This window comes from Pedobacter caeni (assembly GCF_900129215.1).
Classification (GTDB): Bacteria; Bacteroidota; Bacteroidia; order Sphingobacteriales; family Sphingobacteriaceae; genus Pedobacter; species Pedobacter caeni.
Window position 1 is genome coordinate 1,324,499 of record NZ_FQUQ01000001.1, and the last position, 24,344, is coordinate 1,348,842.

Annotated in this window: 21 protein-coding genes; 8 read left to right on the forward strand and 13 right to left on the reverse strand. The window is 43.9% G+C overall.

All coding sequences use genetic code 11. The annotated features are described in order from the left end of the window. Nucleotides 1-65: 65 nt before the first annotated feature. From BUC20_RS34380 to BUC20_RS05570, 3 genes are all read left to right on the forward strand, one after another. Nucleotides 66-1,280 (forward strand): exosporium glycoprotein BclB-related protein, encoded by a 1,215-nt coding sequence (locus tag BUC20_RS34380; protein WP_084528563.1) that lies wholly within the window; start codon nucleotides 66-68, stop codon nucleotides 1,278-1,280. 32 nt (nucleotides 1,281-1,312) lie between these two features. Then, nucleotides 1,313-10,132 carry an Ig-like domain-containing protein gene (locus BUC20_RS05565; protein ID WP_073228451.1) on the forward strand — a complete coding sequence of 2,940 codons (8,820 nt, stop codon included), beginning with the start codon at nucleotides 1,313-1,315 and terminating at the stop codon, nucleotides 10,130-10,132. 63 nt (nucleotides 10,133-10,195) lie between these two features. Next, complete coding sequence (locus BUC20_RS05570; RefSeq protein ID WP_073228454.1) at nucleotides 10,196-11,083, forward strand: PorP/SprF family type IX secretion system membrane protein; 888 nt, start codon at nucleotides 10,196-10,198, stop codon at nucleotides 11,081-11,083. 57 nt (nucleotides 11,084-11,140) lie between these two features. On the opposite strand, the gene BUC20_RS05575 is transcribed toward BUC20_RS05570, so the two are convergent. From BUC20_RS05575 to BUC20_RS05585, 3 genes are all read right to left on the reverse strand, one after another. Further along, nucleotides 11,141-11,491 (reverse strand): MmcQ/YjbR family DNA-binding protein, encoded by a 351-nt coding sequence (locus BUC20_RS05575; protein WP_073228456.1) that lies wholly within the window; start codon nucleotides 11,489-11,491, stop codon nucleotides 11,141-11,143. 46 nt (nucleotides 11,492-11,537) lie between these two features. Further along, nucleotides 11,538-11,774: a helix-turn-helix transcriptional regulator gene (locus BUC20_RS05580; protein WP_084528564.1), complete on the reverse strand. Its 237-nt coding sequence runs from the start codon at nucleotides 11,772-11,774 to the stop codon at nucleotides 11,538-11,540. Nucleotides 11,775-11,890: 116 nt separating this feature from the next. Next, nucleotides 11,891-12,910 (reverse strand): lysophospholipid acyltransferase family protein, encoded by a 1,020-nt coding sequence (locus tag BUC20_RS05585; protein WP_262497405.1) that lies wholly within the window; start codon nucleotides 12,908-12,910, stop codon nucleotides 11,891-11,893. A gap of 270 nt (nucleotides 12,911-13,180) precedes the next feature. On the opposite strand from BUC20_RS05585, the gene BUC20_RS05590 reads away from it, so the two are divergent. Next, nucleotides 13,181-14,212, forward strand: a complete 1,032-nt coding sequence (locus BUC20_RS05590; protein ID WP_073228461.1) for a GNAT family N-acetyltransferase — start codon at nucleotides 13,181-13,183, stop codon at nucleotides 14,210-14,212. Nucleotides 14,213-14,293: 81 nt separating this feature from the next. On the opposite strand, the gene BUC20_RS05595 is transcribed toward BUC20_RS05590, so the two are convergent. The 4 genes from BUC20_RS05595 to BUC20_RS05610 are packed head-to-tail and all read right to left on the reverse strand — an operon-like array spanning nucleotide 14,294 to nucleotide 16,904. Beyond that, complete coding sequence (locus tag BUC20_RS05595; protein WP_073228463.1) at nucleotides 14,294-14,818, reverse strand: hypothetical protein; 525 nt, start codon at nucleotides 14,816-14,818, stop codon at nucleotides 14,294-14,296. A 10-nt stretch (nucleotides 14,819-14,828) separates the two neighbouring features. Beyond that, entirely contained in the window at nucleotides 14,829-15,632 is an 804-nt protein-coding gene (locus BUC20_RS05600; RefSeq protein ID WP_073228466.1) for a helix-turn-helix domain-containing protein, read from the reverse strand. Between the two features lie 20 nt (nucleotides 15,633-15,652). Beyond that, on the reverse strand, nucleotides 15,653-16,054 hold the full coding sequence (locus BUC20_RS05605) for a GlcG/HbpS family heme-binding protein (protein WP_073228468.1): 402 nt from the start codon (nucleotides 16,052-16,054) through the stop codon (nucleotides 15,653-15,655). Nucleotides 16,055-16,112: 58 nt separating this feature from the next. Beyond that, entirely contained in the window at nucleotides 16,113-16,904 is a 792-nt protein-coding gene (locus BUC20_RS05610; RefSeq protein ID WP_073228470.1) for an SDR family oxidoreductase, read from the reverse strand. A gap of 363 nt (nucleotides 16,905-17,267) precedes the next feature. Here BUC20_RS05610 and BUC20_RS05615 point away from each other — a divergent pair, with 363 nt between their 5' ends. Together BUC20_RS05615 and BUC20_RS05620 are read left to right on the forward strand one after the other, a co-directional pair. Next, a complete protein-coding gene (locus BUC20_RS05615) occupies nucleotides 17,268-17,657 on the forward strand; it encodes a hypothetical protein (RefSeq protein ID WP_143166704.1) in 390 nt (129 codons plus the stop codon). A gap of 69 nt (nucleotides 17,658-17,726) precedes the next feature. After that, a complete protein-coding gene (locus tag BUC20_RS05620) occupies nucleotides 17,727-18,416 on the forward strand; it encodes an HAD family hydrolase (protein ID WP_073228474.1) in 690 nt (229 codons plus the stop codon). On the opposite strand, the gene BUC20_RS05625 is transcribed toward BUC20_RS05620, so the two are convergent. Both BUC20_RS05625 and BUC20_RS05630 read right to left on the reverse strand, forming a co-directional pair. Beyond that, a complete protein-coding gene (locus tag BUC20_RS05625) occupies nucleotides 18,413-19,306 on the reverse strand; it encodes an SDR family oxidoreductase (RefSeq protein ID WP_073228477.1) in 894 nt (297 codons plus the stop codon). The genes BUC20_RS05620 and BUC20_RS05625 overlap by 4 nt on opposite strands. Nucleotides 19,307-19,414: 108 nt before the next feature. Further along, the gene (locus BUC20_RS05630) at nucleotides 19,415-20,053 is read right to left on the reverse strand and encodes a DsbA family oxidoreductase (RefSeq protein ID WP_200800888.1); all 639 of its coding nucleotides are present in this window, start codon (nucleotides 20,051-20,053) and stop codon (nucleotides 19,415-19,417) included. A gap of 109 nt (nucleotides 20,054-20,162) precedes the next feature. Here BUC20_RS05630 and BUC20_RS05635 point away from each other — a divergent pair, with 109 nt between their 5' ends. Next, entirely contained in the window at nucleotides 20,163-20,534 is a 372-nt protein-coding gene (locus BUC20_RS05635) for a winged helix-turn-helix transcriptional regulator (RefSeq protein ID WP_073228480.1), read from the forward strand. Here the strand turns inward: BUC20_RS05635 and BUC20_RS05640 are convergent. From BUC20_RS05640 to BUC20_RS05655, 4 genes are all read right to left on the reverse strand, one after another. Further along, on the reverse strand, nucleotides 20,529-21,389 hold the full coding sequence (locus BUC20_RS05640; protein ID WP_073228481.1) for an AraC family transcriptional regulator: 861 nt from the start codon (nucleotides 21,387-21,389) through the stop codon (nucleotides 20,529-20,531). The genes BUC20_RS05635 and BUC20_RS05640 overlap by 6 nt on opposite strands. An 11-nt stretch (nucleotides 21,390-21,400) precedes the next feature. Beyond that, complete coding sequence (locus BUC20_RS05645; RefSeq protein ID WP_159441057.1) at nucleotides 21,401-21,877, reverse strand: hypothetical protein; 477 nt, start codon at nucleotides 21,875-21,877, stop codon at nucleotides 21,401-21,403. Next, nucleotides 21,874-22,440, reverse strand: a complete 567-nt coding sequence (locus BUC20_RS05650; protein WP_073228486.1) for an NADPH-dependent FMN reductase — start codon at nucleotides 22,438-22,440, stop codon at nucleotides 21,874-21,876. Before BUC20_RS05650 ends, BUC20_RS05645 begins: the two co-directional genes overlap by 4 nt. A gap of 116 nt (nucleotides 22,441-22,556) precedes the next feature. Continuing rightward, nucleotides 22,557-23,075: a hypothetical protein gene (locus BUC20_RS05655; RefSeq protein WP_073228489.1), complete on the reverse strand. Its 519-nt coding sequence runs from the start codon at nucleotides 23,073-23,075 to the stop codon at nucleotides 22,557-22,559. Nucleotides 23,076-23,319: 244 nt separating this feature from the next. Between BUC20_RS05655 and BUC20_RS05660 the strand changes: the two genes are divergently transcribed. Beyond that, nucleotides 23,320-24,339, forward strand: coding sequence for a bestrophin family protein (locus BUC20_RS05660; RefSeq protein WP_073228491.1), 1,020 nt, complete (start codon nucleotides 23,320-23,322; stop codon nucleotides 24,337-24,339). The last annotated feature ends 5 nt before the right edge of the window (nucleotides 24,340-24,344 follow it).

Sequence of the window (24,344 nt, forward strand, 5' to 3'; positions counted from 1 at the left end):
TACTATTCGTTCTGAAATGGTATTTCATTACCAAGTTTAAATTGAACCCTCTTAATTCCTCTCTTATGAAAAAATTTACTTTTACGCTACTGGCATTCTTTTTATTTGTGCTTAACAGTTTCGCACAAACACCACAAAAAATCAATTATCAGGCGGTGATCCGAAACGCCACGGGCCAGCCGGTACCCAGTCAGGCTGTAGGAATGCGGCTGACTATCCAGAATGGCCCTGTAGGCGCTGCGATATATACAGAAACGCAATTGCCTACCACCAATGCATTCGGACTGGTAAATTTACAAATAGGAACAGGAACAGTAGTAACGGGTACATTTGCCCTCATCCCCTGGGCTACAGGAAATAAATACCTCAAAATTGAAGCGGATATCGCAGGTGGATCTGCGTACACCTTGCTGGGTACTGTAGAGCTGGTTAGTGTTCCTTATGCGCTAAACGCCTCAACCGCAATAACCAGCAACGACAACCGCTGGACCGCTGCAGGTGCGAACATTCTGAATAACAATGTCGGCGGTGTCGGAATCGGCCCCGGATCAGGCACTTTTCCTGCAAATGATGCCGTTCTGGACATTTGGTCGACCACTAAAGGAATCCTCATCCCAAGAGTAACCTCAGCAGCAGCAATCTCCTCTCCAAGTGATGGTTTACTAGTGTATCAGACTGGTGGAACCAAAGGTTTTTATTATTCAAAATCCGGGGCATGGGTAAGGATTACAGATGCCAATGATGCTTCAGGAGGTTCAAATGGCGGCGCAATCATTCCTTTCGCATCGGGTATGCCTGTAAGCATGACTACCATTGCCGGTGGATTGGCTGGTACCCCAAGCTTTGTCGGGTTCGGGAGCAGTGCACCCAGTGTTTCCATACTTGGATCCACAATTGATTTGACAGGAGCATCCGGTACACTCCTGAATTTCGCCTTTTCTATGCCAAGAAGTGGAACCATAAAGAGTATGTCTGCTTATTTTAGTACTACGGCAGCTTTATCACTTATAGGCTCAACCGTAACCATAAATGCACAGCTTTATTCAAGTACTTCCCCAGACAACAGCTTTACCGCAGTTCCCGGAGCCTCAGTTACTTTAGCTCCGTCATTATCAGGCATCATATCTATAGGCGCTATATCCAACGGAATTACCACCGGACTTAATATCCCGGTAACTCCCCAGACACGCTTTTTATTGGTATTTTCTACTTCAGCGGCAGGTATCAGTCTGATTACAACTACCGCTGGCTATGCCAGCGCAGGATTAAGCATTGAGTAAATCAGTTCACCAAAATCATTAAACATATCATTATGAGATACCTTAAAACAATTATATTGTTGTGGGTTTCGATTTTGGCTTGCTTAACTGCAAATGCTCAATCTGCGAATAGCCATACAACCAGTTCCGCTGGTGGCACCTTAGTGCTGCCCGGAGGGAATACGATGGGCTTTACCGTTGGAGAAGCGGTGATTCGTACCCTTGGAACAAACCCATTATTTACACAGGGACTACATCAGACCTTACTTACTTTTTCCGTAACAGATGTGAACTCCCCAAACACCGTCACTACTTACAAAGAAGGAGGCGTGGTGCTGGTCACGGTCACATTTGACCAACCTGCCCTGGTCTCAGGAGTTCCTGAACTCGCGCTAAACAGCGGAGGAAAGGGGCTCTATACCTCAGGCTCAGGAACCACGGTACTCACTTTCACTTATACGGTAGCTGCCGGAGAAACTTCCGCAGACCTGGACTATAGTGCCATAGGCTCGCTTACCCTGCCCGGTGGAGCAACCATTCAGAATGGTCTTGGTGCAAATGCGCCCTTAACCCTACCAACGCCAGGTGCTCCTGGCTCATTAGGTGCAAATCAGAATTTCGTTATCGATACCACAGCCCCGAACGCACCTTCAACTCCTGTGTTGGCTGCGGCAAGTGACAGTGGTATACCTACAGATCAGATTACCAATGTCACCCTTCCTGTTTTTACAGGAACCGCCGAAGCGGGATCAACAGTGACCTTATATGATACAGACGGAACTACCGTACTCGGAACCGCTGTCGCCACCGGTGGAATCTGGTCTATTACTTCCACAGCCCTGGCAGAAGGCGTGCATACCATTTCGGCAAAAGCAACAGATGCTGCCGGAAATGTGAGTGTAGCTTCAACAGGACTTCCGGTAACCATAGACCTTACCGCCCCTACCCTGGCCATCACGAGCAACGTACCGCAATTAAAATCAGGGGAAACTGCCACCATCACTTTCACTTTTAGTGAAGACCCGGGAACAACATTTACCTGGGATGGCACCGTTGGCGATGTAGTGGTAACCGGAGGAACACTTGGCGCAATATCAGGCTCAGGTCTGACCCGCACCGCAACCTTTACCCCAACGGCTTCCACCAATGCAGGTACTGCAAGTATTACTGTTGCAGCAGCCACTTATACGGATCTGGCCGGGAATAATGGTACTGCAGGCACTACTCCGGCACTCACCTTTGATACTTCCAATCCGGCAGCACCATCTACACCTGTTCTGGCTACAGCCAGCGATAGCGGCGTATCCAACTCGGATAACATCACTAACGTAACGACTCCTGTATTTACCGGCACAGCCGAAGCAGGATCAACAGTAAATTTATATGATACTGACGGCGTAACGGTAATTGGAACTGGTATTGCTACCGGAGGAAACTGGTCAATCACTGCTACTACCTTAACGCCAGGCGTACATACTGTTACCGCAAAAGCAACTGATGCAGCGGGTAATGTGAGTCCGGCTTCAACAGGTCTTGCAGTCACCATCGATACCACTTCACCTACACTGGCCATTACCAGCAGTGTTCCTCAATTGAAATCAGGAGAAACCGCAACGATCACCTTTACCTTCTCTGAAGATCCGGGGACCACATTCAATTGGGACGGAACTACAGGCGATGTAGTCGTTACAGGTGGCACACTCGCTGCGATTTCAGGCGCAGGTTTAACACGTACAGCAATCTTTACACCAACAGCAGGTACCAACGCAGGTACTGTAAGCATTACTGTCGCAGCGGCTACATATACCGATGCTGCAGGTAACAATGGTGGTGCAGGTACGACTCCTCTGTTAACCTTTGATACTTCAAATCCGGCGTCGCCATCTACACCTGCTCTGGCCTCAGCCAGCGACAGTGGTTTCTCAAATACGGACCACATCACTAATGTCACGATCCCTGTATTTACCGGAACTGCTGAAGCAGGTGCTACAGTAACTTTATACGATACTGACGGAACAACCGTACTTGGAACCGGTATTGCTACCGGTGGGAACTGGTCGATCACTGCTACGACCTTAACACCAGGCATACATACTGTTACTGCAAAAACAACTGATGCAGCAGGCAATGTAAGTCCGGCTTCAACAGGTCTTGCGGTAACGATCGATACCACTTCACCAACACTGGCCATTACCAGCAGTGTTCCTCAATTGAAATCAGGGGAAACCGCAACAATTACCTTTACCTTCTCTGAAGATCCCGGCACTACTTTCGCCTGGAATGGAACTATAGGTGATGTAGTCGTTACAGGTGGTACATTAGCTGCGATATCGGGCACAGGCCTGACCCGCACGGCGACCTTTACCCCAACTGCAGGTACCAACGCAGGCACAGCAAGTATCACTGTGGCAGCAGCCACTTATACGGATATCGCAGGTAACAATGGTGGCGCAGGTACAACTCCTACGTTAACCTTTGATACTTCCAATCCAAATGCACCATCAGCACCTGTACTGGCCTCAGCCAGCGACAGTGGTTTCTCAAATACAGACAACATCACTAATGTGACGATCCCTGTATTTACCGGAACGGCTGAAGCAGGTGCTACAGTAACTTTATACGATACCGACGGAACAACCGTACTTGGAACAGGCATCGCCACTGGCGGAAACTGGTCGATCACTGCTACTACCTTAACACCAGGCGTACATACCCTTACTGCAAAAACAACTGATGCAGCAGGCAATCTGAGTCCGGCTTCAACAGGTCTTGCCGTAACCATCGACACCACTTCACCAACACTGGCCATTACCAGCAATGTACCACAATTGAAATCAGGGGAAACCGCAACAATTACCTTTACCTTCTCTGAAGATCCCGGCACTACTTTCGCCTGGAATGGAACAACAGGTGATGTAGTCGTTACTGGTGGTACATTAGCAGCGATATCAGGCGTAGGTTTAACACGTACAGCAATCTTTACCCCAACTGCAGGTACCAACGCAGGCACAGCTAGCATCACCGTGGCAGCAGCCACTTATACGGACATTGCAGGTAACAATGGCGGCGCGGGAACTACTCCGTCACTGACCTTTGACACTTCAAATCCTGCTGCTCCATCGGCACCGGTTCTGGCAGCGGCCAGCGATAGTGGCGTATCCAACTCGGATAACATCACCAACGTAATCACTCCTGTATTTACCGGAACAGCCGAAGCAGGATCGACAGTAAATTTATATGATACTGACGGCGTAACGGTAATTGGAACTGGTATTGCTACCGGAGGAAGCTGGTCAATCACGGCGACTACCTTAACACCAGGTGTACACACCCTTACTGCAAAAGCAACAGATGCAGCAGGCAATGTGAGTCCAGCTTCCACAGGTCTTGCAGTCACCATCGATACCACTTCACCTACACTGGCCATTACCAGCAATGTTCCTCAATTGAAATCAGGGGAAACCGCAACAATTACCTTTACCTTCTCTGAAGATCCTGGAACCACATTCAATTGGGACGGAACTACAGGTGATGTAGTCGTTACCGGTGGCACACTCGCTGCGATTTCAGGCGCAGGTTTAACACGTACCGCAATCTTTACCCCAACAGCAGGTACCAATGCCGGTACCGTAAGTATAACGGTAGCAGCGGCTACGTATACGGATGCTGCAGGTAACAATGGTGGCGCAGGTACAACTCCTCCTTTAACCTTTGATACTTCCAATCCAAATGCACCATCTCCACCTGTACTGGCCTCAGCCAGCGACAGTGGTTTTTCAAATACAGACCAAATCACTAATGTGACGATCCCTGTATTTACCGGAACGGCTGAAGCAGGTGCTACAGTAACTTTATACGATACCGACGGAACAACCGTACTTGGAACCGGTATTGCTACCGGTGGAAACTGGTCGATCACTGCTACTACCTTAACACCAGGCGTACATACTGTTACCGCAAAAACAACTGATGCAGCAGGCAATGTAAGTCCGGCTTCAACAGGTCTTGCCGTAACGATCGATACCACTTCACCTACACTGGCCATTACCAGCAGTGTTCCTCAATTGAAATCAGGGGAAACCGCAACGATTACCTTTACCTTCTCTGAAGATCCCGGCACTACTTTCGCCTGGAATGGAACAACAGGTGATGTAGTCGTTACTGGTGGTACATTAGCTGCGATATCGGGCACAGGCCTGACCCGCACAGCGACCTTTACCCCAACTGCAGCTACCAACGAAGGTACAGCAAGTATCACTGTGGCAGCAGCCACTTATACGGACATTGCAGGTAACAATGGTGGCGCAGGTACAACTCCTCCGTTAACCTTTGACACTTCCAATCCAAATGCACCATCAGCACCTGTACTGGCCTCAGCCAGCGACAGTGGTTTCTCAAATACAGACAACATCACTAATGTGACGATCCCTGTATTTACCGGAACTGCTGAAGCAGGTGCTACTGTAACTTTATACGATACCGACGGAACAACCGTACTTGGAACAGGCATCGCCACTGGTGGAAACTGGTCGATTACTGCAACTACCTTAACACCAGGTGTACATACTGTTACTGCTAAAGCAACAGATGCATCGGGTAATGTAAGTCCGGTTTCCACAGGTCTTGCGGTAACCATAGACACCACTATTCCGGTGATCAGCAGTATCGCCCTGGCAGATCCGAATCCTACCCTGGCCACGAGTGTGCGCTATAAGGTAACCTTCTCGGAAAGCGTATCTGATGTACAGGTGACAGACTTTAGCATTGCGACAACTGGTACTGCCGGAACAATCGCAGGCGTCACCACAGCAGACAACACCGTTTACACGGTAACCGTCAATGCCATCACCGGTAGCGGGACCATCGGACTGAACCTGAACAATGCAGGAACAGGAATTGCCGATATTGCCGGAAACAACATTGCAACCGGTCTGACAGGTGATTTCTATACGTTTGACCATACCGTACCAACCCTAAGCGCGGTAAATATCACATCAAACAACAGCAATCCGATCTTCGCGAAAGTTGGCAATACCGCTACCCTGACCTTTACAGCCAGTGAGACTTTACAAACTCCGGTAGTCAGCATTGCGGGCCATGTGGTAACTCCAACAGCTACAGGCAATAACTGGACGGCCAACTACACCTTTACTTCAGCAGACAGCGAAGGATTGGTAGCCTACAACATTGCCTTTAGTGATCTGATCGGAAACCCGGGTGTCCCTGTTTCCACAGGAACAGGAAGTGTGACCTTCGACCGTACCACGCCAACTTTAAGCGCGGTAAACATTGCATCCGACAATGCCAATCCACTCTTTGGGAAGGTTGGTAACAACATTACCTTAACCTTTACTTCCAGTGAAGCGTTACAGATTCCAGTGGTCAGCATCGCAGGTCATACGGTAATCCCAACCGCAGTTGGAAACAACTGGACAGCAACCTATCCCCTTGCATCTACCGACGCAGAAGGTTTGGTTCCTTACCAAATCGCTTTCAGTGATCTGGCAGGAAATGCAGGAACTCCGGTTTCTACAGGTACAGGCAGCGTCACCTTTGATAAATCTACGCCGACCTTGTCTGCGGTAGAAATTTCATCGAACAATGCCCTTCCTTTTCTTGCTATCGTTGGCAATACTGCAACGCTGACCTTTACCGCCAGTGAGCCACTGCAAACACCAATAGTAACGATCGCAGGTCATACGGTAACACCAACAGTTTCAGGAAACAACTGGACAGCCACTTACACCTTCACTTCAACAGATACGGAAGGCCTGGTTGCTTACAACATCGCTTTCAGTGACCTTTCCGGAAATGCGGGTACCCCGGTTTCCACAGGTGCAGGCAGCGTGACATTCGATAAATCTGTACCGACCCTGTCTGCGGTAAATATTGTTTCAGACCATGCCAATCCTACCCTGGCAAAAGTTGGCAATACCGCAACCTTAACCTTTACCGCAAGCGAAGTGCTGCAAACCCCGGTGGTTACCATCGCGGGCCATACAGTAACGCCAACAGCTACGGGCAACAACTGGACCGCCAGCTATACCTTCACTTCATCAGATGCAGAAGGATTAGTGGCCTACAACATTGCTTTCAGCGATTTGGCAAACAATGCAGGAACTCCGGTATCTACAGGCACCGGATCTGTAACATTTGACAAATCTGCACCAGTCTTAACTGCGGTAAACATTGTTTCTGATTATACGGTTCCTACCCTTGCCAAAACAGGCAACACGGCTACCCTGACCTTTACGGCCAGCGAAACCTTGCAGACACCTGTGGTAACGATCGCTGGTCATACGGTAACGCCTACAGCCACAGGCAATAACTGGACGGCTACTTACACCTTTACTTCAACAGATCCGGAAGGTCTGGTTGCCTACAACATCGTTTTCAGTGACCTTACAGGCAATGCAGGAACTCCGGTTTCTACAGGTACCGGCTCAGTAACCTTCGACCGTACTGCCCCTGCAATTCCTGCGGGCCTTATCGCCGCTTCGGGTGATACACAGCTCATCCTGAACTGGGCGGCTAATTCAGAGCCTGATCTGGCAAAATACAGGATTCTTTACGGAACCAGTCCATCGCCAACCACCGTCCTTGCTGATGTTCCGGCTGGAACAACAACCTTTACGAATGTGGGATTAATCAATGGTACGACTTATTACTACCGCATTCAGGCTTTGGATCAGGCTGGCAATGTCAGTGCCTTAAGTGCGGATGTATCTGCGGTTCCCAAAGGCAGTCAGACCATTACTTTCAATGCAATAGCCACAAAAACTTATGGAGATGCCTCCTTTAGTTTGGGGAATGTAAATTCATCTGCTGGTCTTCCGATCCAATATACAGCCACAAATACTGCTATCGTTTCCATTGCAGGCAATATGGCCACGATCTTGAAATCCGGAAGTACCACCATCACGGCAAGTCAGCCGGGCAACGGAAGCGTCAATGCAGCGGCCAATGTACAGCAGACATTAACGGTTAACAATGCAACGCTAACCATCGTCAACAACAGTCGCTCTAAAGTATACGGTGATGTACTGACCAATACCGACTTTACCGGAAACATCACCGGGCTTCAAAACGGCGATAATATCCTCGTTACCAGAAGCAGCACCGGTGCCTTGGCAACTGCTGCAGGAGGCCAGACCTACCCAATCGTTGCTACATTAGCAGATCCAGGGAACAAACTGGCTAACTATACCGTTAACAACCCGGATGGCACGCTGACGATCACGCAAAAAACGCTGACCATCACCGCCAAAAACCTGAACAAGACTTATGGTGAGGCCCTGATTTTTACCGGCAGCGAGTTTACAGCAACCGGTCTGATCAATGGAAATACCATCACTTCGTTAAGCTTCAGCAGTCCGGGTGCCGCAGCAACGGCAAGCGTTGCAGGCTCTGATTATGACATCATTCCTTCAGCAGCCATAGGAACAGGCCTGGGGAATTACAGTTTTGCTTATGCCAATGGCAAGCTAACCGTAAACAGAAAAGCCCTGACCATCACCGCTGATCCTCAGGTTAAATTTCTGGGTGATGCAAATCCTCCGTTAACCGCAAGCTATGTTGGTTTGGCAAATGGAGAAAGCAGCTCAGTGCTGACAACGCTCCCGTCTTTAAGCACTACCGCAACCACCAATAGTCCGGCAGGCACCTACGACATCAACATCAGTGGTGCTGTGGCCGCCAACTACGCCATCAGTTATCAGAAAGGAACACTGACCATCAAGACCGATGTGCCTACCAGCATCAGCCTTGCCAGTGTACCACTATACGAAAATACTGCTTTGGGAACCTCTGCAGGAACACTCAGCAGTACTTCTGATCGCCCGGCCACTACCTTTACCTACTCCCTGGTAACAGGTGCAGGTGATACAGACAATGGAATGTTTGCGATAAGCGGCAATAAACTACTCAGCAATGCAGCGCTGGATTTTGAAAGCAAATCCATTTTCAAAGTAAGGGTTCGTTCTACTACACAAAACAACACTTCGCTGGACAAAGAGCTGACGATTAACCTAAGTGATGTGAACGAGGCCCCTACGCTTGCGGCAATCGGTAACCAGACCCTCTGTGCAACCACTGCTACACAAACCGTTAACCTTACAGGAATCAGTGCAGGTCCGGAAAGCGGTCAGATTGCAAAACTAACTGTTACCAGTACCAACTCCAGTCTGTTTGAATCCTTAAAAGTATCCGGTAGCGCTGCTACAGGAACCTTAACCTACAAACTGAGAAGCGGAGCTGCGGGCACCGCCACAGTTACGGTAATGGTGAAAGACGATGGAGGTACAGAAAATGGTGGTATCGATACCGAAACCCGTTCATTCGTCCTGACGGTCAACAGCACGCCAATCGTAACGATCAGCAGCAACCAGGGGAATCAGGTGAGCAAAGGCGCAACAGTGCAGCTTACTGCAAGTGGCGGAACAAATTACGTATGGTCAAACAGCAGCGGCATTCTGACTGGTCTTAACTCAGCAACGCTAACGGTAAGACCACGTGAAACCACCACCTATACAGTAACCGCAACGAATGCCAACGGTTGTTCACAAACACAAACCTTTACCCTGGGCGTACTGGATGATCTTGCCCTCATCAAGGGAACCAATATCCTGAGTCCTAACGGCGATGGTTTTAATGATAAATGGATCATAGATAACATTGATTTCTATCCGAATAATGAAGTGAAGGTTTTTGATAAGGCCGGAAGGATCCTGTACACCAAAAAAGGATACGACAACAGCTGGGATGCCATGCTGAACGGACGGCCTTTAGATGAAGGAACCTATTATTACATCATAGACTTTGGAACGAACAGGCTTAAATTCAGAGGCTTTATTACTGTTATCAGAGAAAATTAATAATTAAGGAGCCTGCATTACCCATTCAAAGGAATGCAGGCTTCATAACCATTACGAAGAGACATGAAAATCATACACAAAATAGGTTTACTGATTGCTTTCACCGCTTCAGTAAACACAGCAAAAGCGCAGTTAAATCCCTTGTCTGCTCAGTACTATATCAATCAGTATGTGATCAATCCGGCCTTTGCGGGTTATACCGGAGGTATAAAAATCAATGGCTCCTATCGCAAACTCTGGGACAATGTGCCGGGTGCTCCTGTAACCCAGAGCCTTACTGCGGATTATGGCTTTAAGAGGGTTGGTATTGGCTTGAACGTAAACAATGAAAGTGCCGGTCTGCAAAGACAAACGCGGGTATTGGCCACCTATGCTTACCACCTCAGGCTAAATGAGAAAAATGATGCACTTCATTTCGGGCTCTCCTTAGGGATCTTATCTCAACGCCTGGAAGACACAGATCTTTACGGAAATCCCAATGACCCGCTCGTTGGGCAATACAATAACCGTAAAAATTACCTGGACGGAGATTTTGGAATCGCCTACACCGGCAACAGGTTAACGGTACAGGCTTCCATCCCCAACCTCAAAACTTTTCTGAAAAAAGAGACCATTAAGCTGGCCGACGTAGCGACTTTCTACTCAGCAGTGAGCTACAGATTTCCAATCAGTCAGGGTCCCGATGGTTTTGATGCAGAACCCAAAGTTGTTTACCGTGGTGTAAAAGGACATGATAACATCTGGGATGGCGGTGTTCAGGTTGGAATGGCCAACAGGCAGGTCTTTGCAATGGTGATGTACCATAGCTCTGAAAGTGCAACTTTTGGATTAGGCATGGATTACAAAAGCAAATACCTGATCAGTGGAACGTATACTACACAAACTTCTGCACTAAGTGCTTATACCAACGGTAGTTTTGAGCTGAATCTGAGGCTAAGCCTGGGTAAATAACAAGTACGCCGGTAAATAACAAATAAAGGTCATAAAGGGCTTTACCTTTTATGACCTTTATTTACCAATCTCCTGTTGTTTGTTTTTAGGCAAACTATTAAATACCAGCTCATAAGAGTGGTCAATGAGCTCATTCAATTCCTTTCTGGTCAGACGACCATCCATGAATACCGTATTCCAATGTTTCTTGTTCATGTGAAAACCTGGTATGATTTCATCGTATTGTTCCCTCAATTCAACGGCTCGTTCGGGATCGCATTTGGCATTAAAACGGTTGCCGGTTACCAGGCTGGTCAACAGGAAAACTTTATCTCCGACTTTAAAAACCAGGGTATCTTCGCCAAAAGGAAAACCCTCGGCAGCACCCGGTTTTTCTAAACAATAGTCCCTTAATTCTTCTATATTCATATCTGCTATCAAATATAAGGATTAAGGTAATTTCAGGAAACAGTTTTTATCCGGGATTTTCCTCGATGAAGAAGACCTGATCAATTGATACCCCAAGCATCTCTGCTATTTTCATTGCCAGTCCTTGCGAAGGCAATGCCCGTCCGCTCTCCAAACTACGAAATCTGTATGAGGTGATATCGAGTAGTTTTGCAAATTCAGCCTGGGTTAGATTTTTCTCCCTTCGAAAGATCCTTATGCGATTTTTCATCATGAAACTTCTCATCATCAAATATATCGACATACTGAGTTAAACAAGATATAGACATCGGTTTTAAGGCAAAATGAATAAAATGAACAGTTAAGTTATCTTATTCTATTGTACTTTCTCAAACTATCAAGGAGCCCGTTAACTGATCTTTATGCTTCTGTATACACTTCTTTTACTTTTGCTGCAGGTGGTTTGTGTTTCCAGCGGCGGTGGCTCCACAACCAGTAAGCTGGTGCTTCTTTGATCATTTCCTCAAGAAAGCGTGTTTGAAGCAAGGTAATTTCAAATTCAGCAGTTTCGGCCGGGTTTAAACAAATCGGAACACAATCCACTTCATAATAGCCACGTTTGAGGTAGTTTATTTTCAGATAAAAAACCGGCCTGTTGCTTTTCTTTGCTATTTTTTCAATGCCCAGCTGGATAGAAGTTTCCTGATTTAAGAAGGTAGTCCAGTAATTGGATTCCCCATTGGAAGGCGCCTGGTCACTACCAAAAGTAAACATGCTGGTGGTATTCTTTGTAGTCTGTATAGTTCTTAGGGTTTGACGCATGGAGACCATACGGTTCCCGAATCTGCTCCTCATCTGCAAAAACCAATTGTCAAAAACAGGGTTACTCAAAGGCTTATAAATAGGGTAATGATCCCCAGCAGAAAACTCCAGCCCAATGCCCATACATACCCACTCATAATTGCCAAAATGTGCAGAGCAGAAAAGTACACTCTCATTATTCTGCAAATAAGCATTTACCAGATCCGCATTTTTAAACTTTACCCGTTTTTTGAGTTCCTTTTCAGAGATGCTCTTCATTTTCACAATTTCAACGACGAGCGAAGCCAGGAACTTGTAATACTTCTTTTCAATAACGTTAATTTCAGCATCACTCTTTTCAGGGAATGAAAGCTTCAGGTTTCCCCTCACTACCGCTCTGCGGTAACCAAAAACATGATAAACCAGCACGTACAACAGATCTGCCAGTCTATACAGGATAAACATGGGTAAGAGAGAAATGGAGGTCAGTAAAAATATACCAAGGCTGGAGAAACCCTTTCTAGTCATTTTGATTGATTTATCGTGCAAAATTAAACTGTGAGTCAATATTAATTGCCACACAATTGTTAGATTTTTACATTTACAAATTGTTACAGAAAAAAAAGATGGCCCCACCATCGCATAAAAGTCCAGTACACCTCTTCCAGATCAAAAAAAATCCTGTTTAGATCCGTTTCAGATGTGTTATATATCTGTTATCCTTCAATTGACCATCATTTAACGATTAACAAAAGGTTGATAGGTCTATGATTGGTCTGACAGACCTTTTAACCATGTTTTCGAAATCAAATGACCGTTTGTTTTAGGATAACGCATATGAATACCATGTGAAAAACATTTCGTAAATTGTTTTTAATCAATTCAATCACTTACTTAAATAAATTAAAAATGGGAACATTAATAAATGGGTTATTTGGCGGATTCCATGGTAGAGTCGGCAACCTGGTAGGTTATACCTTAAAAGGTAAACATGTCATCAGAATGATAGGCAAAAGCGAAAAACCACTTACTCCGGCAAGAAAAGCAAATTGCCAGAAGATGACAGTGGTCAATGAAATCCTAAACCCTTCAATTCATGCGATCCGTGCAGGATTCCGCCTTGCGGTTGTCGGAACGGACAGAAACGAATACAATGAAGCCGTTTCTTACAATAAAAAGAATGCCCTTCAGGGTGAATATCCAAACATTAGTCTGGACTACAGCAAAGTATTAATGAGCATGGGAACACTGCCTGTGGCGGTGAATGCTTCGATCAGCCAGAATGAGGAGAAAATCACCTTTAACTGGGACATATCGGACATTCCGATGAGTCAGTATCATAATGACCGGGCGATGCTCGTGATCTATTTTCCTGATTTAAAAGATACCTGTTACCAATTGATCGGGGCAAAAAGAGTTGAGGGTAAAGATGTGCTCACTATCGATCCGGCGTATATCAACAAACGCATGGAAGCCTATATCTCTTTTGCCAGACAGGATGGCAGAGCAGTCTCCAATAGCGTACATGTGGGCTCTTTGAACTTAGATCGCAAAGTAGAAACTGCAGGCAATAACACACTGGAAACTAAAGATAGTTCTGAATTTGTCCTTCAACTTCAGGATGAACTTAAACAAAAAGCATCCGGTGACTGGGAGTTAAAACTCAGTCAGAACGATGCCCGCATTGCTGAACTCAGGATCAACTCCCCTGCTAATGAACAAGTGGATATAAAAGAAACGCTGTCTCTTTTATTTAAAAAAGCAAAAATTAACCGCCTTGTTGTGAGTATAAACACAGGAAACAAGGAAATGATCAACTTATTAAAAGATCTTGGTTTTAGAAAGGAAGGTTATTTTATTGAAAACCGGTTTGTAAATGGTGAATGGATCAATGAATATCAATTTGCAATTTTAAAATCGGAATGGGAGCTGTTAAACTAATCGTTTAACAAGGGAATTTTGGCTCTTTTTACCGGGTATTGTATACCAGAAGACCTACATGATCTACTCTGGAGGGAATTTCTATGGATTTATTGTAGGTAGTTCTTTAAAATTGGACCATCCATCTAATTTGGTTAAATATTGTTTCACCCGATCATGCAAGAACGCATCAATAATCAGCATTCCAAAAAACATTCCGATCAAACCAAGCGCCAACCCCTTGTAGTAATTCTTCGTGAAGACAAAATAAAGCACAGCTGAAATCACCATTAATACTGCCCATACAGATTTTGAAAGACCATAACTTTTATCCTCTGTTTTGGCCCTTGTAAGCTCATGCTTCATGGTTTTCTCAGGATCTTTGCGAAACTGCGTTTCAATCTGGACCAAAGCCTTTGGTCTGCTTAAAAGTAAGTAGCTTCCATAGCCCAGATTCATGACCAACAATAAACCAACCGGGATCAGCATGCCCTGCAGAAGTGTATTACTGCTTCTCATGATGCCTATCAGAACTGGCAACAGCAGCACAATTGCGGTTCCTACCATCATCTTTCCCTGAGTGACATCCCCTTTTACCCAGATCTGTAGTTGTTGAATAAAGTCCATTAAATCGAAGTTATATTTCTGATGTGGTTAAGCCAAACTTTTGTTTAAAGGAAAAATAAAAATGCGACAAGTTCTCAAATCCTAAATCCAGATAAATATCAGCAGGTTTTTGTTTCTTATGTTTAATCCTGTAAAAGGCCTCATCAAGACGCTTATCCCGTAGCCATTGCTTTGGCGTGGTACCGAATGTTTTAGAAAAATCCCGTTTAAAGCTCGACATGCTCCGGCCGGTAAGTTTAGCAAACGATGCTGTAGAGACATTGAACATATAGTTATGGTTCATAAATTCTTCCAGATCTATTTTGTAAGGTTCAGAAAAGTCAAAGAGGATATGTTTAAAATCAGGGTTGCTTTGCAGTAGTAATTCGATCGCTTCCCTGATTTTTAAATCTGCCAAACGAGGTGTTGCTTCTTTCTTCTTATTAAGATATGGCGTAAGTGAAATGAAATAATTTTGCAGGAAATCATCAGGTTCAAAAAACAACTTCTGTTTGCCATCATACCTCTTCTTTACTGCAATTTTGTTTTCAATTGCGTATTGTTGCAAGGTTTCTTTGTCGAGCGTAATGGAAACAAACTGGTATTTCCCTGTTTTGGAAGGATACTTAATGGTCCGGATCAATTGGTTTTTCCTCACCAGCACAATTGTATTTTCAGGAATGACCGTATTGCCATCTGCATGGAAAGCATGCGTTTCGCCTGATAGCTGAAAGCCTAAAAAATGTTCGGGAATAAACTCTTCATGCCCTCTATGTTTTTCAAAGACACAGGAATACACCAACCTGTCAAAAATTATTTCACGCTTTCCTTCCATAATACAAGTATCTTAAATCTTTAAGAAAGTACAACATTTCCTGCACTTGCAATTTCTTTATCCTGTTCTGGTGATCCACCAGACGAGGCGATGGCTCCAATGATATTGCCTTCTTTATTTTTGATCAGCACACCACCTGCAATCGTTAGTAATCCATCGTTAGTGTTCAGCATTCCATAACCATGCACATCCGCCCCTGCGACAATGGTTCCCATCACCTCGCTGTCTACACCAAACATCACTGCCGTTCTTGCTTTTTTCAGGGCGAATTCTATAACCCCGTAAACACTGTCCAATCTTGCAAAAGCCACCAGATGCCCGCCTGTATCTACTACAGCCAGACTTACGGGAATGTTTAATGATTTCGCTTTTTCTGCAGCAGCATTCAAGGCTTTCGCTGCTTCATTATATGTTATGTTCATTTTTTGTTTTGATTTGTAATAAAAAAGCACAGATTTCCCCGTGCTTTTGTAATTTGTTTTAGCTTTTTGCAGTCCAGGCTTCTACCTGCAATTGTTTCACAAAATCTTCGGTTTCTTTCGGATGTACGTTTCTAAAGTTTGAATTTTCATCCAATGCCACATCAACAATACAATCTGCCATTGACTGGGGATCTAACTGGTGGGCTAATGATTCGGTTGTACCGTCAAAAACTGAAGCTGGTGTAAAATTGGTTTCAGGATCGTACCAACGGGAAATGGTATCCACCCCACGATCGTTAAAACCGGTACCAAAAACACCAGGATTACAGGTTGCAATCTTGATATTGAATGATGCCAGTTCTGTTCTTAAACCTTCGGCTATTGATTCCATTGCATGTTTTGAGGCACAATAAGCAGCAACATAAGGCACGGTCCATAAACCACCCATAGAAGTCGTAAATACAATTTTGCCCGCTTTCTTCTGGTCTACAAACTTTTTGATGAAACCTTGCGCCAGTTCCAGTCCACCAAACACATTCACGTCAAACATAGAACGGATCAGGTCTAAAGGCTGCTCTGCTATTGGTCCGCCTTCCATGATTCCTGCATTGCTGATCAGGATATCAATATCGTATTTTTGGTGGATATAGGCGATGTCACGGGAATTGGTCACATCCAGTTTGTCGACAATAAGTTCTATTCCCTGCGCTTTCGCTTCTCTTATTAAGTCGCTCATTTGGGGATAAACCTGTGCGGTAGCAATTACCTTATGTCCTTTTTTTGCCAGATCAAATGCAGCGATTTTCCCAAAACCACTTGCGGCTCCTGTAATTAAAATTGTCTTGCTCATTTTTTATAGTTTAAATGTTGTAGCACAAAATTGCGCTAATCAGATATACTATTTATTGCTCTGAAGCCCAATTTTATGTTGGTCCGAGGTTCAGATACTTTCTCTTTTTGTACCCGCACAAAACCTCCTGGTAATAGTGATCCTGATAAATAGGGATCTTTTCATCTTCATTGTTTTTAGTTTGATCAACCCGGAAAGGATTCTGAATTTAGGGCTTCATACGCATGTCGCATTTTTTTGAAATTCCAGGTACAAAAAACAACATTAGAAAAATAATTATCATCGTTGATCGCTTCATACGGTGTTAATATAACTAGATTAGCTGTTAATATAATCCAACAAAATATGAGAAAAATAGATCTTGTGTCTGATTTTCAGAAAAAAACTTTCGTACAAATTCGGGAGGCTTACTTCAGAGAACGTAATGAATCCGGGGAGTTGGTATTTGAGGTTGAGTTTTGGTCATCATATTTCACATTGATCTTAGATCTGTTTTATCCAGACTATAGAGAGCTCCCCATTGAAAGTACCATACATAAGTACCACTCCTCCAATCAATATGATGAAGACACCTGGGGTGATGAGAACAATGGGGAGGTGGAAATTGACCGTCTTGAAGAATTCTATGGTCACATGAAATCTATCGTCCTTCCAGAGAGTTTGGGTGCGCAAGAAGTATACAATGCCATTATTGAAATCTGTGAATCGGCAATTAAGAATAAAAATAAACTCTACTTTATTGCTGATTATTGAAACCCCCAACGTTCACAAATATTACGGCAGACTTCATTTATCCCCGACGATCCATTAAATTCAATATCAATGACCACACTCAACTATTTTCTCTTCGATTATGACGGAACGCTCTGTCACACCCACAACACCATTAACCAGGCGATTGCAGAAACCTTCAGGGAATACCAGCTTGCGGTTCCGGAAGAACAACTGAGGTTAGCAGCCATTGGTTCAGGAATCACCATCAGCGAAGCCATGATCCACATGCATCCCGAAGGCAGGACATTACCTTCAGAGCAGGTTAAAGCCATGGTAAATTCCTACAGAGCCATTTACAATGACATCGATGCCCAATATACCACCCTGTTTGAGGGCGCGACTGCAATTTTATCTGGTCTGAAAGAGAAAAACAAAACTGTAGTTGTGCTCAGTAATAAAGGCTTTCAGAGCGTCAGCAATTCCTTAAAGTTTTTCCATCTTGAAGCGTATACAGACCTGTTGATTGCAGATGGTAGTCCGCTGATGCAAAACCTCAATATGAAACCCGCCCCCGACAGTTATCTATCCGTTATAAAAAAACAGTTCCAGATTCAAAACGACAGCGAAGTGATCATGACCGGAGATACCTATTCAGATCTTTTGTTCGCGAAAAACAGTGGAATAAAATCATGCTGGGCTTCTTATGGATATGGAGATGAAGATGCCTGCAAGAGCCTGAACCCTGATTACCTGATTGATCATCTTGCAGACTTCCATAAAATCGTAACCTGTTTTTAACCTGAAACAGGCTGGGAATATGCTTGTTTTAAGAATTCTTTTACGGTAGTTGGTTTCCTTCCCAGTAAATCTTCTAAATCTGTTTTTTCCGGAAGCAGTTCCCCCTGTCTGATGGCTTCTGCAAAGCCGGCAATTGCATCCACAAAATCTGGGGGTACGCCGTTCATCACCAGTGCGTCCTTGTAAAAACCAAGGTCAGGGCTGATATAGCTGATCTTTTTACCGAAAACTTCTGTCAATATTTTGGCAATATCTTTAAAAGAGACCTGATCGCTGTTAGACATTGAATATTCTTTGTTTTCATGCCCTTCAGTCGCCAGAATATTGGCAGCAACTTCTGCCATCTCACTTCTCAGAGCGGGACCTGCTTTCGTTTCACCTGCCGGATAAAACACTCCTGTTTCCCTGACTTTATCACCAAGGATAACGGGTACAAAATCCAGATACAGCGGGTTTCTTAATATCGTGTAGGGAATACCACTTTCCTTAATTACTTTTTCAGTATAAAGGTGAGAAGCCAACAGCATGATCAAAGGAGATGATGAAGTCTCATTTTTACGTTCTACACTTGTGTATACCACATGTTTAACTCCCGATTCTTTTGCTGCATTTACGACATTATCGTGTTGCTCCGACCGCAGGTTGTGATCCGTTCCCGATACCAGTAATAGTTTATCAATTTCCTGAAATGCATCAACCAGTGATTGATAATTATCGTAATCACCTATTTTTACAGTGATCCCCTTCTCTTTTAGCTCCTGCCCTTTTTCAGGGCTTCTTATCAATGCAACGATATTCCCGGCTGCGATTCCCTTTTTCAACAGAAAATCAATCGTATGTTTTCCGAAGGCTCCTGAAGCTCCGGTTATTAATATCTTCTCTTTATACATATGTTTGTTTTGTTAACTTTTCGTTTCCCTAATCACATTTACCATCCGGAGCGCAACGCTGTCCTTCTATCACCTTCAGTTTGACTTCAGGATTCACTTTTCGCCATTCTATAAATGTATTCTCCAATGTTTCCAGAAAGATCTGGCTTTCCTGAGCTCCTGAAATGGCAGATTTGTGATCAAACACAAAAAAAGGACACCGCGTACACCAACCTGTTGCGCTTCGTAAATGTCTTTTTTTACGTCATTGGCAAAACTTCCGTTTTCCAAAGCAGTTTTCAGAGCAGTGCCATCCAAACCGATGTCTATACCAAATTGAACCAGCATTCCATCATCGTCAATGTTCTTCCCTTCCGTAAAATATGACCTGAACAAGATTTCTTCGGCTTCATCCTGCTTACCATACCTTTTTGCAAAATGGATAAACCGGTGTGCTTTTAAAGTATTTGCAGGGATTGCCCGATCAAGATTATAAACAAGTCCAACCTGTTTTGCCAATTGAACCACATGATTGTTCATCGAGCTGGCCTGTTCCAGGCTCATCCCCTTTTGTTCAGCCAAAAACTCATTCAGGCTTTTATCCGGCGATGTCTTGATTTCTGGTATCAGCTGATAGCTTTTCCATTCCACCTGTATTTCATCTTTGTGAGAAAACCGGGCCAGAGCCGATTCAAATTTCCTTTTTCCAATGTAACAGAATGGACACATGATATCGCTCCAAATCTCTATTTTCATTTTATCTTTCATCGTTCTGTTTTTATTAGACAAAGATACCTTACCTTTGCTATACTTTAGTAAGCACTATACTAAAGTATACCGGTATACTTTGGTATAGTATTGGAATAAACAGCAGAAAATGAGCAAATTATTAAAATTAGAAGAGGTAAAAAAGTGCCCGGCGGAATTCGTATTGGCGGTAAATGACACCTTGAATGTATTAAGTGGTAAGTGGAAGTTGCCGATAATAGGCACTTTACTTTTTGGAAGAAAACGCTTTAAGGAAATACAAAATGGAATCCCCAGGATCACGCCACGTATGCTGTCTAAGGAGCTGAAAGATCTGGAAGTTAATGGAATTGTCACCCGTACGGTCTATAACACAATACCGGTTACGGTAGAGTATGAACTGACCACCTCGGGAAGCTCACTTGATCCTGTTATGGATGCCATGATCACCTGGGGTCTGGAACATCGTAAAAGGGTTATTGGCAATACCAATTCCTTATAGAAAGCTATCGCGAAAAGCTCCCGGTGATTGCCCTGCCGTTTTACCGAAAACACGGAGAAAATATCTATAATCGTTAAATCCTAACTTTTCCGCAATTGCTTTCAATGATAAACTGGAATATATGATGAGTCGCTGGGCTTCTTTGATGACTTCCTTTTGTATGACATCGGTAACTGTATATCCGGTTACCTTCTTAACCACGTCATTCAGGTAGCCGGTAGTGATGTTCATCTCCATTGCGAAATCAGAGGGCTTCTTTATGACAGTATCCTTTCTTAACAATTGCCAAAAAGTTTTGGCCATATTTATCTGACGGGCCGAATGCTGTACCAGCTTCTTGTTTTCACTGGATGAATAAATGGAAGAAATTTCATACACAAATGCCAGCAATAAGGACTGCAGGGTTTGTTTCCTAAAGATACTCCCCCGGCCGTTTTGATATACATAATTAATTGTCCCAAGCATATTCCTGATTAATTCGGCCTGACTAACGGACAAATCCATTGTGATGATTTCAGCCAGGAACTGGTCCAGTAATGTTCTGGCTTTTTCACCTATCAGGGTATCATCGAAAAACAAAATCCATCCTTCACAATCTGTCCTGGATATAAATTGATGTATTTGCCCCGGATAGGACATAAACACCGTATCAGGAGTTAATATGACCTTATTAAAATCTACCAGAATTTCCATCTCCCCCTTTTCGACCAAAATGCAGAAATAATGTTCATGTCTGTGAGGCAGAGAAATCTCATGAGGAGCTATAAAAGATTCCTGAGTTCCTATCCTTCCGATGTTCATGCCGGAAAAAGATTCTGTAATGGTATGGATGGGTATCTTTTTGCTTTTAGTCATATTTTTCTCTTTTACGCTCCGGTGATGTGTTCTTCCTGAACTCCGATTAATAAAACATCGGATAAGATCAGGTCATTCCTTCCCTCTACCCATTGCAGGATGTCTGGTGCAAGACTTTTATCAATCATATGAAAAGTGACCCTATGTGCCTTCAACGTTGCAAGTGTAATGCCGAGGGCAATTTCAAGCTGATGCTGTTGCCATTGGCGTAATATAGCGGGTTTTGATAATTCCTGAAGTTTTAAAGTAATAAAATCATCCTGCAAAAGGCAGTCCATTGTTAAATATTCCTGGCTTTTCCGTAAATAATCCTCCAGATCACTAAAGCTATAATCGTCCCAGATGAACATTGCGATAAACCGCCCGCCTTTGAATTCAAAGGCCGGAAATTCCATGACCGAATAAGGCGCCAAACCATAGGAGCCTGAGATCTTCCTGATGTTCTCCATAATGACATCAAACAAAGAATTCACACGATTGATCATCAACAACTTACCTTGTTTTCAATCCCTGTCTTTTTACTGTCTGTTAACAGCTGTACCAGCAATTCAAATTTCTTTTGGTAATTCGGACTGATCCTGCCTTCCTCATCATAAATTTCATTACGAACGGCAGGCACAAAAAAAGGCAATGTCCAGGCACGGAGTGATCTGGCCACTGCATCCATCGCATTAATCCCCTGAATGGCATATCCACCATCTGCCCAGCAGACCAATCCAACAACCTTTCCGGTTAGATAAGGTCCCCATGACTCCCGACTGATTTCCAGCCAGTCAAGACTATTTTTCATCGCACCTGTCATGCCCCCATGATACAGCGGGCTCAGCCAGATATGAAGGTCCGATTTACGGAATTCATGGACCATTAGCTCAACGGATTTTGGGGTCTCAGGCAATGTGGCATCAAAAAAGGGAACATGTGCATCTGCGAGATTAAAGACGGTAGCCGTGATGCCTTTCTCTTCCAGATGTTGCTTTAAGTAGGTACTTATGCTATTTGCTGTACTCTGACTCCTGCGATCCAGGGAACCATTAAAAATAAGAATACTCATCTTTTGCTAAGTTTAATATCTACAAAAGTCAGTTGTAACTTAACAAGATTAGATGATGATCAGAGGGAATATGTGGACGAATCACGTTTTTCGCCTATTTTGCCGTGATGATTCTGTTATTGTCCCCGATCGGGTTCAGGAAAAGCATTTTCATTCTCCATAGAAAAAATCACACTTGTAATTTTCCATTCATTTTTAATTTTAACCAATCCCCAGGATTCTTTCCCCCACAGCCCTTTTTTACCACCTGCCCAAAAACTAAAGTCGAACGTGATCGAAGCAATGTTACCATCGGTATCCATATTGACGTTGTAAAACTTTTCTTCTTTAACCGATCCCTGAGTAGTGCTTCTAAACCAGGATTTGTAATCTGCTGTTTTATAGTTTAAAGCATTTGCATCTTTTTCCGTTCTTTTTTGTTGCGTGTTATCTTTGTATACTCCTACCCAGGTTACCTGTCCATCATAAAATAAATTATACATACTTGTACTGTCTTTAGCTTTTAAGCTGGACATAAAAGTGTCTAAAACTTTTTGCAGTTCGATTTTGTGCGGGTTCTGTTCAGTTTCATTTTGGGAATACGCGAGGTGATACCCTGAAAGAAAGAGGACAATAGTGACTAGGATACTTTTCATGGTTTTTCTTCTTTACACTAAAATAAAGGAATAGCATATTCCGAAAAATAAAGTAGACGATCCCGAACTTAATGCCTACAGAAAGGTGTAAATAATAGACAAACATGGCATCTTATTCCGCTATTTTTTTATCTTCATATCTTAACCTGCATGCACTGTACCCTTAGTTTACCGTTCTGTTTTGAACATTAACTTTTAGGCAACAGGCTGGTTAAAAAACAGAAATAAATACAAATTTCCAACGATGCTGGTAAAAAAAACAATTTCAATAAAAGGGATCTTAGAATTTTCAGGTCATCATTTGTACTGGTTGATTGCGTACATGTCGATCATTGCAGTCTTGTATAAGATCGTTGGCTGGCACTGGATTTCCATTCCCTGGCTTCCGGTATCACTGGTTGGTACTGCGGTGGCCTTTTATGTAGGTTTCAAGAATAACCAATCTTACGACAGGGTCTGGGAAGCGCGGAAAATATGGGGTGCCATTGTCAACAGCAGCCGAAGCTGGGGAATATTGGTAAACTCTTATATCCGCAGCAACCGGTACAGCCTTGAGGAGATCAGGGAGATCAAAACAAAATTAATTTACCGGCATATTGCCTGGTTGTATACTTTAAGGGAACAGTTGTTAGTACCTACCCAATGGGAGCACATCAGTTTACAACACCATTTTGGAAAAATTGCCCGCCAGCGAAGAGCACAGCAAGGGATTGGTCAGTTTACAGATTTTTTAACCGAAAAGCAGCAGAAAAACTATTTTGCTGAGGAAGCGGAATGGGCATCTGCAGCCAATAAAGCGACACAAATGATCAATTTGCAATCCCTGGACTTAGCTGAGCTGGAAGAAAAAGAAATCCTGCATATGCGCCGACAATTGGATATGCAGAAAGTGCTGATGGATTTTTACGATCATCAAGGCAGAGCTGAGCGCATCAAAAAGTTTCCGCTTCCCCGTCAATATGCCAGTCTGAGCTTTATTTTTAACTGCATCTTTATCTTCCTTGCACCTTTGGGGGTTGTTGCTGAGTTCGCAAAATTGGGCGATGCAGGTGTCTGGCTCATGATTCCATTTGGCACAATTGTAGGCTGGATTTATGTGGTCATGGAACTGATCGGTGATTATTCAGAAAATCCATTTGAAGGATTGGGAACAGATGTGCCCATGTTATCTATATGCCGGACTATTGAGATTGATTTATTGCAAATACTGGGGGAAGCAGATCTTCCAAAACCAATTCAGCCTGTTAATGATATTTTGATGTAAAGAAT

Bases quoted from the DNA above. Each gene is read 5' to 3' on its own strand.
- BUC20_RS05610 (WP_073228470.1), bottom strand. From the start codon at position 16,904: ATGAGCAAGACAATTTTAATTACAGGAGCCGCAAGTGGTTTTGGGAAA.
- BUC20_RS05605 (WP_073228468.1), bottom strand. From the start codon at position 16,054: ATGAACATAACATATAATGAAGCAGCGAAAGCCTTGAATGCTGCTGCA.
- BUC20_RS05595 (WP_073228463.1), bottom strand. From the start codon at position 14,818: ATGGACTTTATTCAACAACTACAGATCTGGGTAAAAGGGGATGTCACT.
- BUC20_RS05600 (WP_073228466.1), bottom strand. From the start codon at position 15,632: ATGGAAGGAAAGCGTGAAATAATTTTTGACAGGTTGGTGTATTCCTGT.
- BUC20_RS05650 (WP_073228486.1), bottom strand. From the start codon at position 22,440: ATGAGTATTCTTATTTTTAATGGTTCCCTGGATCGCAGGAGTCAGAGT.
- BUC20_RS05635 (WP_073228480.1), top strand. From the start codon at position 20,163: ATGAGCAAATTATTAAAATTAGAAGAGGTAAAAAAGTGCCCGGCGGAA.
- BUC20_RS05625 (WP_073228477.1), bottom strand. From the start codon at position 19,306: ATGTATAAAGAGAAGATATTAATAACCGGAGCTTCAGGAGCCTTCGGA.
- BUC20_RS05660 (WP_073228491.1), top strand. From the start codon at position 23,320: ATGCTGGTAAAAAAAACAATTTCAATAAAAGGGATCTTAGAATTTTCA.
- BUC20_RS05570 (WP_073228454.1), top strand. From the start codon at position 10,196: ATGAAAATCATACACAAAATAGGTTTACTGATTGCTTTCACCGCTTCA.
- BUC20_RS05620 (WP_073228474.1), top strand. From the start codon at position 17,727: ATGACCACACTCAACTATTTTCTCTTCGATTATGACGGAACGCTCTGT.
- BUC20_RS05590 (WP_073228461.1), top strand. From the start codon at position 13,181: ATGGGAACATTAATAAATGGGTTATTTGGCGGATTCCATGGTAGAGTC.
- BUC20_RS05655 (WP_073228489.1), bottom strand. From the start codon at position 23,075: ATGAAAAGTATCCTAGTCACTATTGTCCTCTTTCTTTCAGGGTATCAC.
- BUC20_RS34380 (WP_084528563.1), top strand. From the start codon at position 66: ATGAAAAAATTTACTTTTACGCTACTGGCATTCTTTTTATTTGTGCTT.
- BUC20_RS05640 (WP_073228481.1), bottom strand. From the start codon at position 21,389: ATGACTAAAAGCAAAAAGATACCCATCCATACCATTACAGAATCTTTT.
- BUC20_RS05580 (WP_084528564.1), bottom strand. From the start codon at position 11,774: ATGTCGATATATTTGATGATGAGAAGTTTCATGATGAAAAATCGCATA.
- BUC20_RS05575 (WP_073228456.1), bottom strand. From the start codon at position 11,491: ATGAATATAGAAGAATTAAGGGACTATTGTTTAGAAAAACCGGGTGCT.
- BUC20_RS05630 (WP_200800888.1), bottom strand. From the start codon at position 20,053: ATGAAAGATAAAATGAAAATAGAGATTTGGAGCGATATCATGTGTCCA.
- BUC20_RS05565 (WP_073228451.1), top strand. From the start codon at position 1,313: ATGAGATACCTTAAAACAATTATATTGTTGTGGGTTTCGATTTTGGCT.
- BUC20_RS05585 (WP_262497405.1), bottom strand. From the start codon at position 12,910: ATGGTGGGGCCATCTTTTTTTTCTGTAACAATTTGTAAATGTAAAAAT.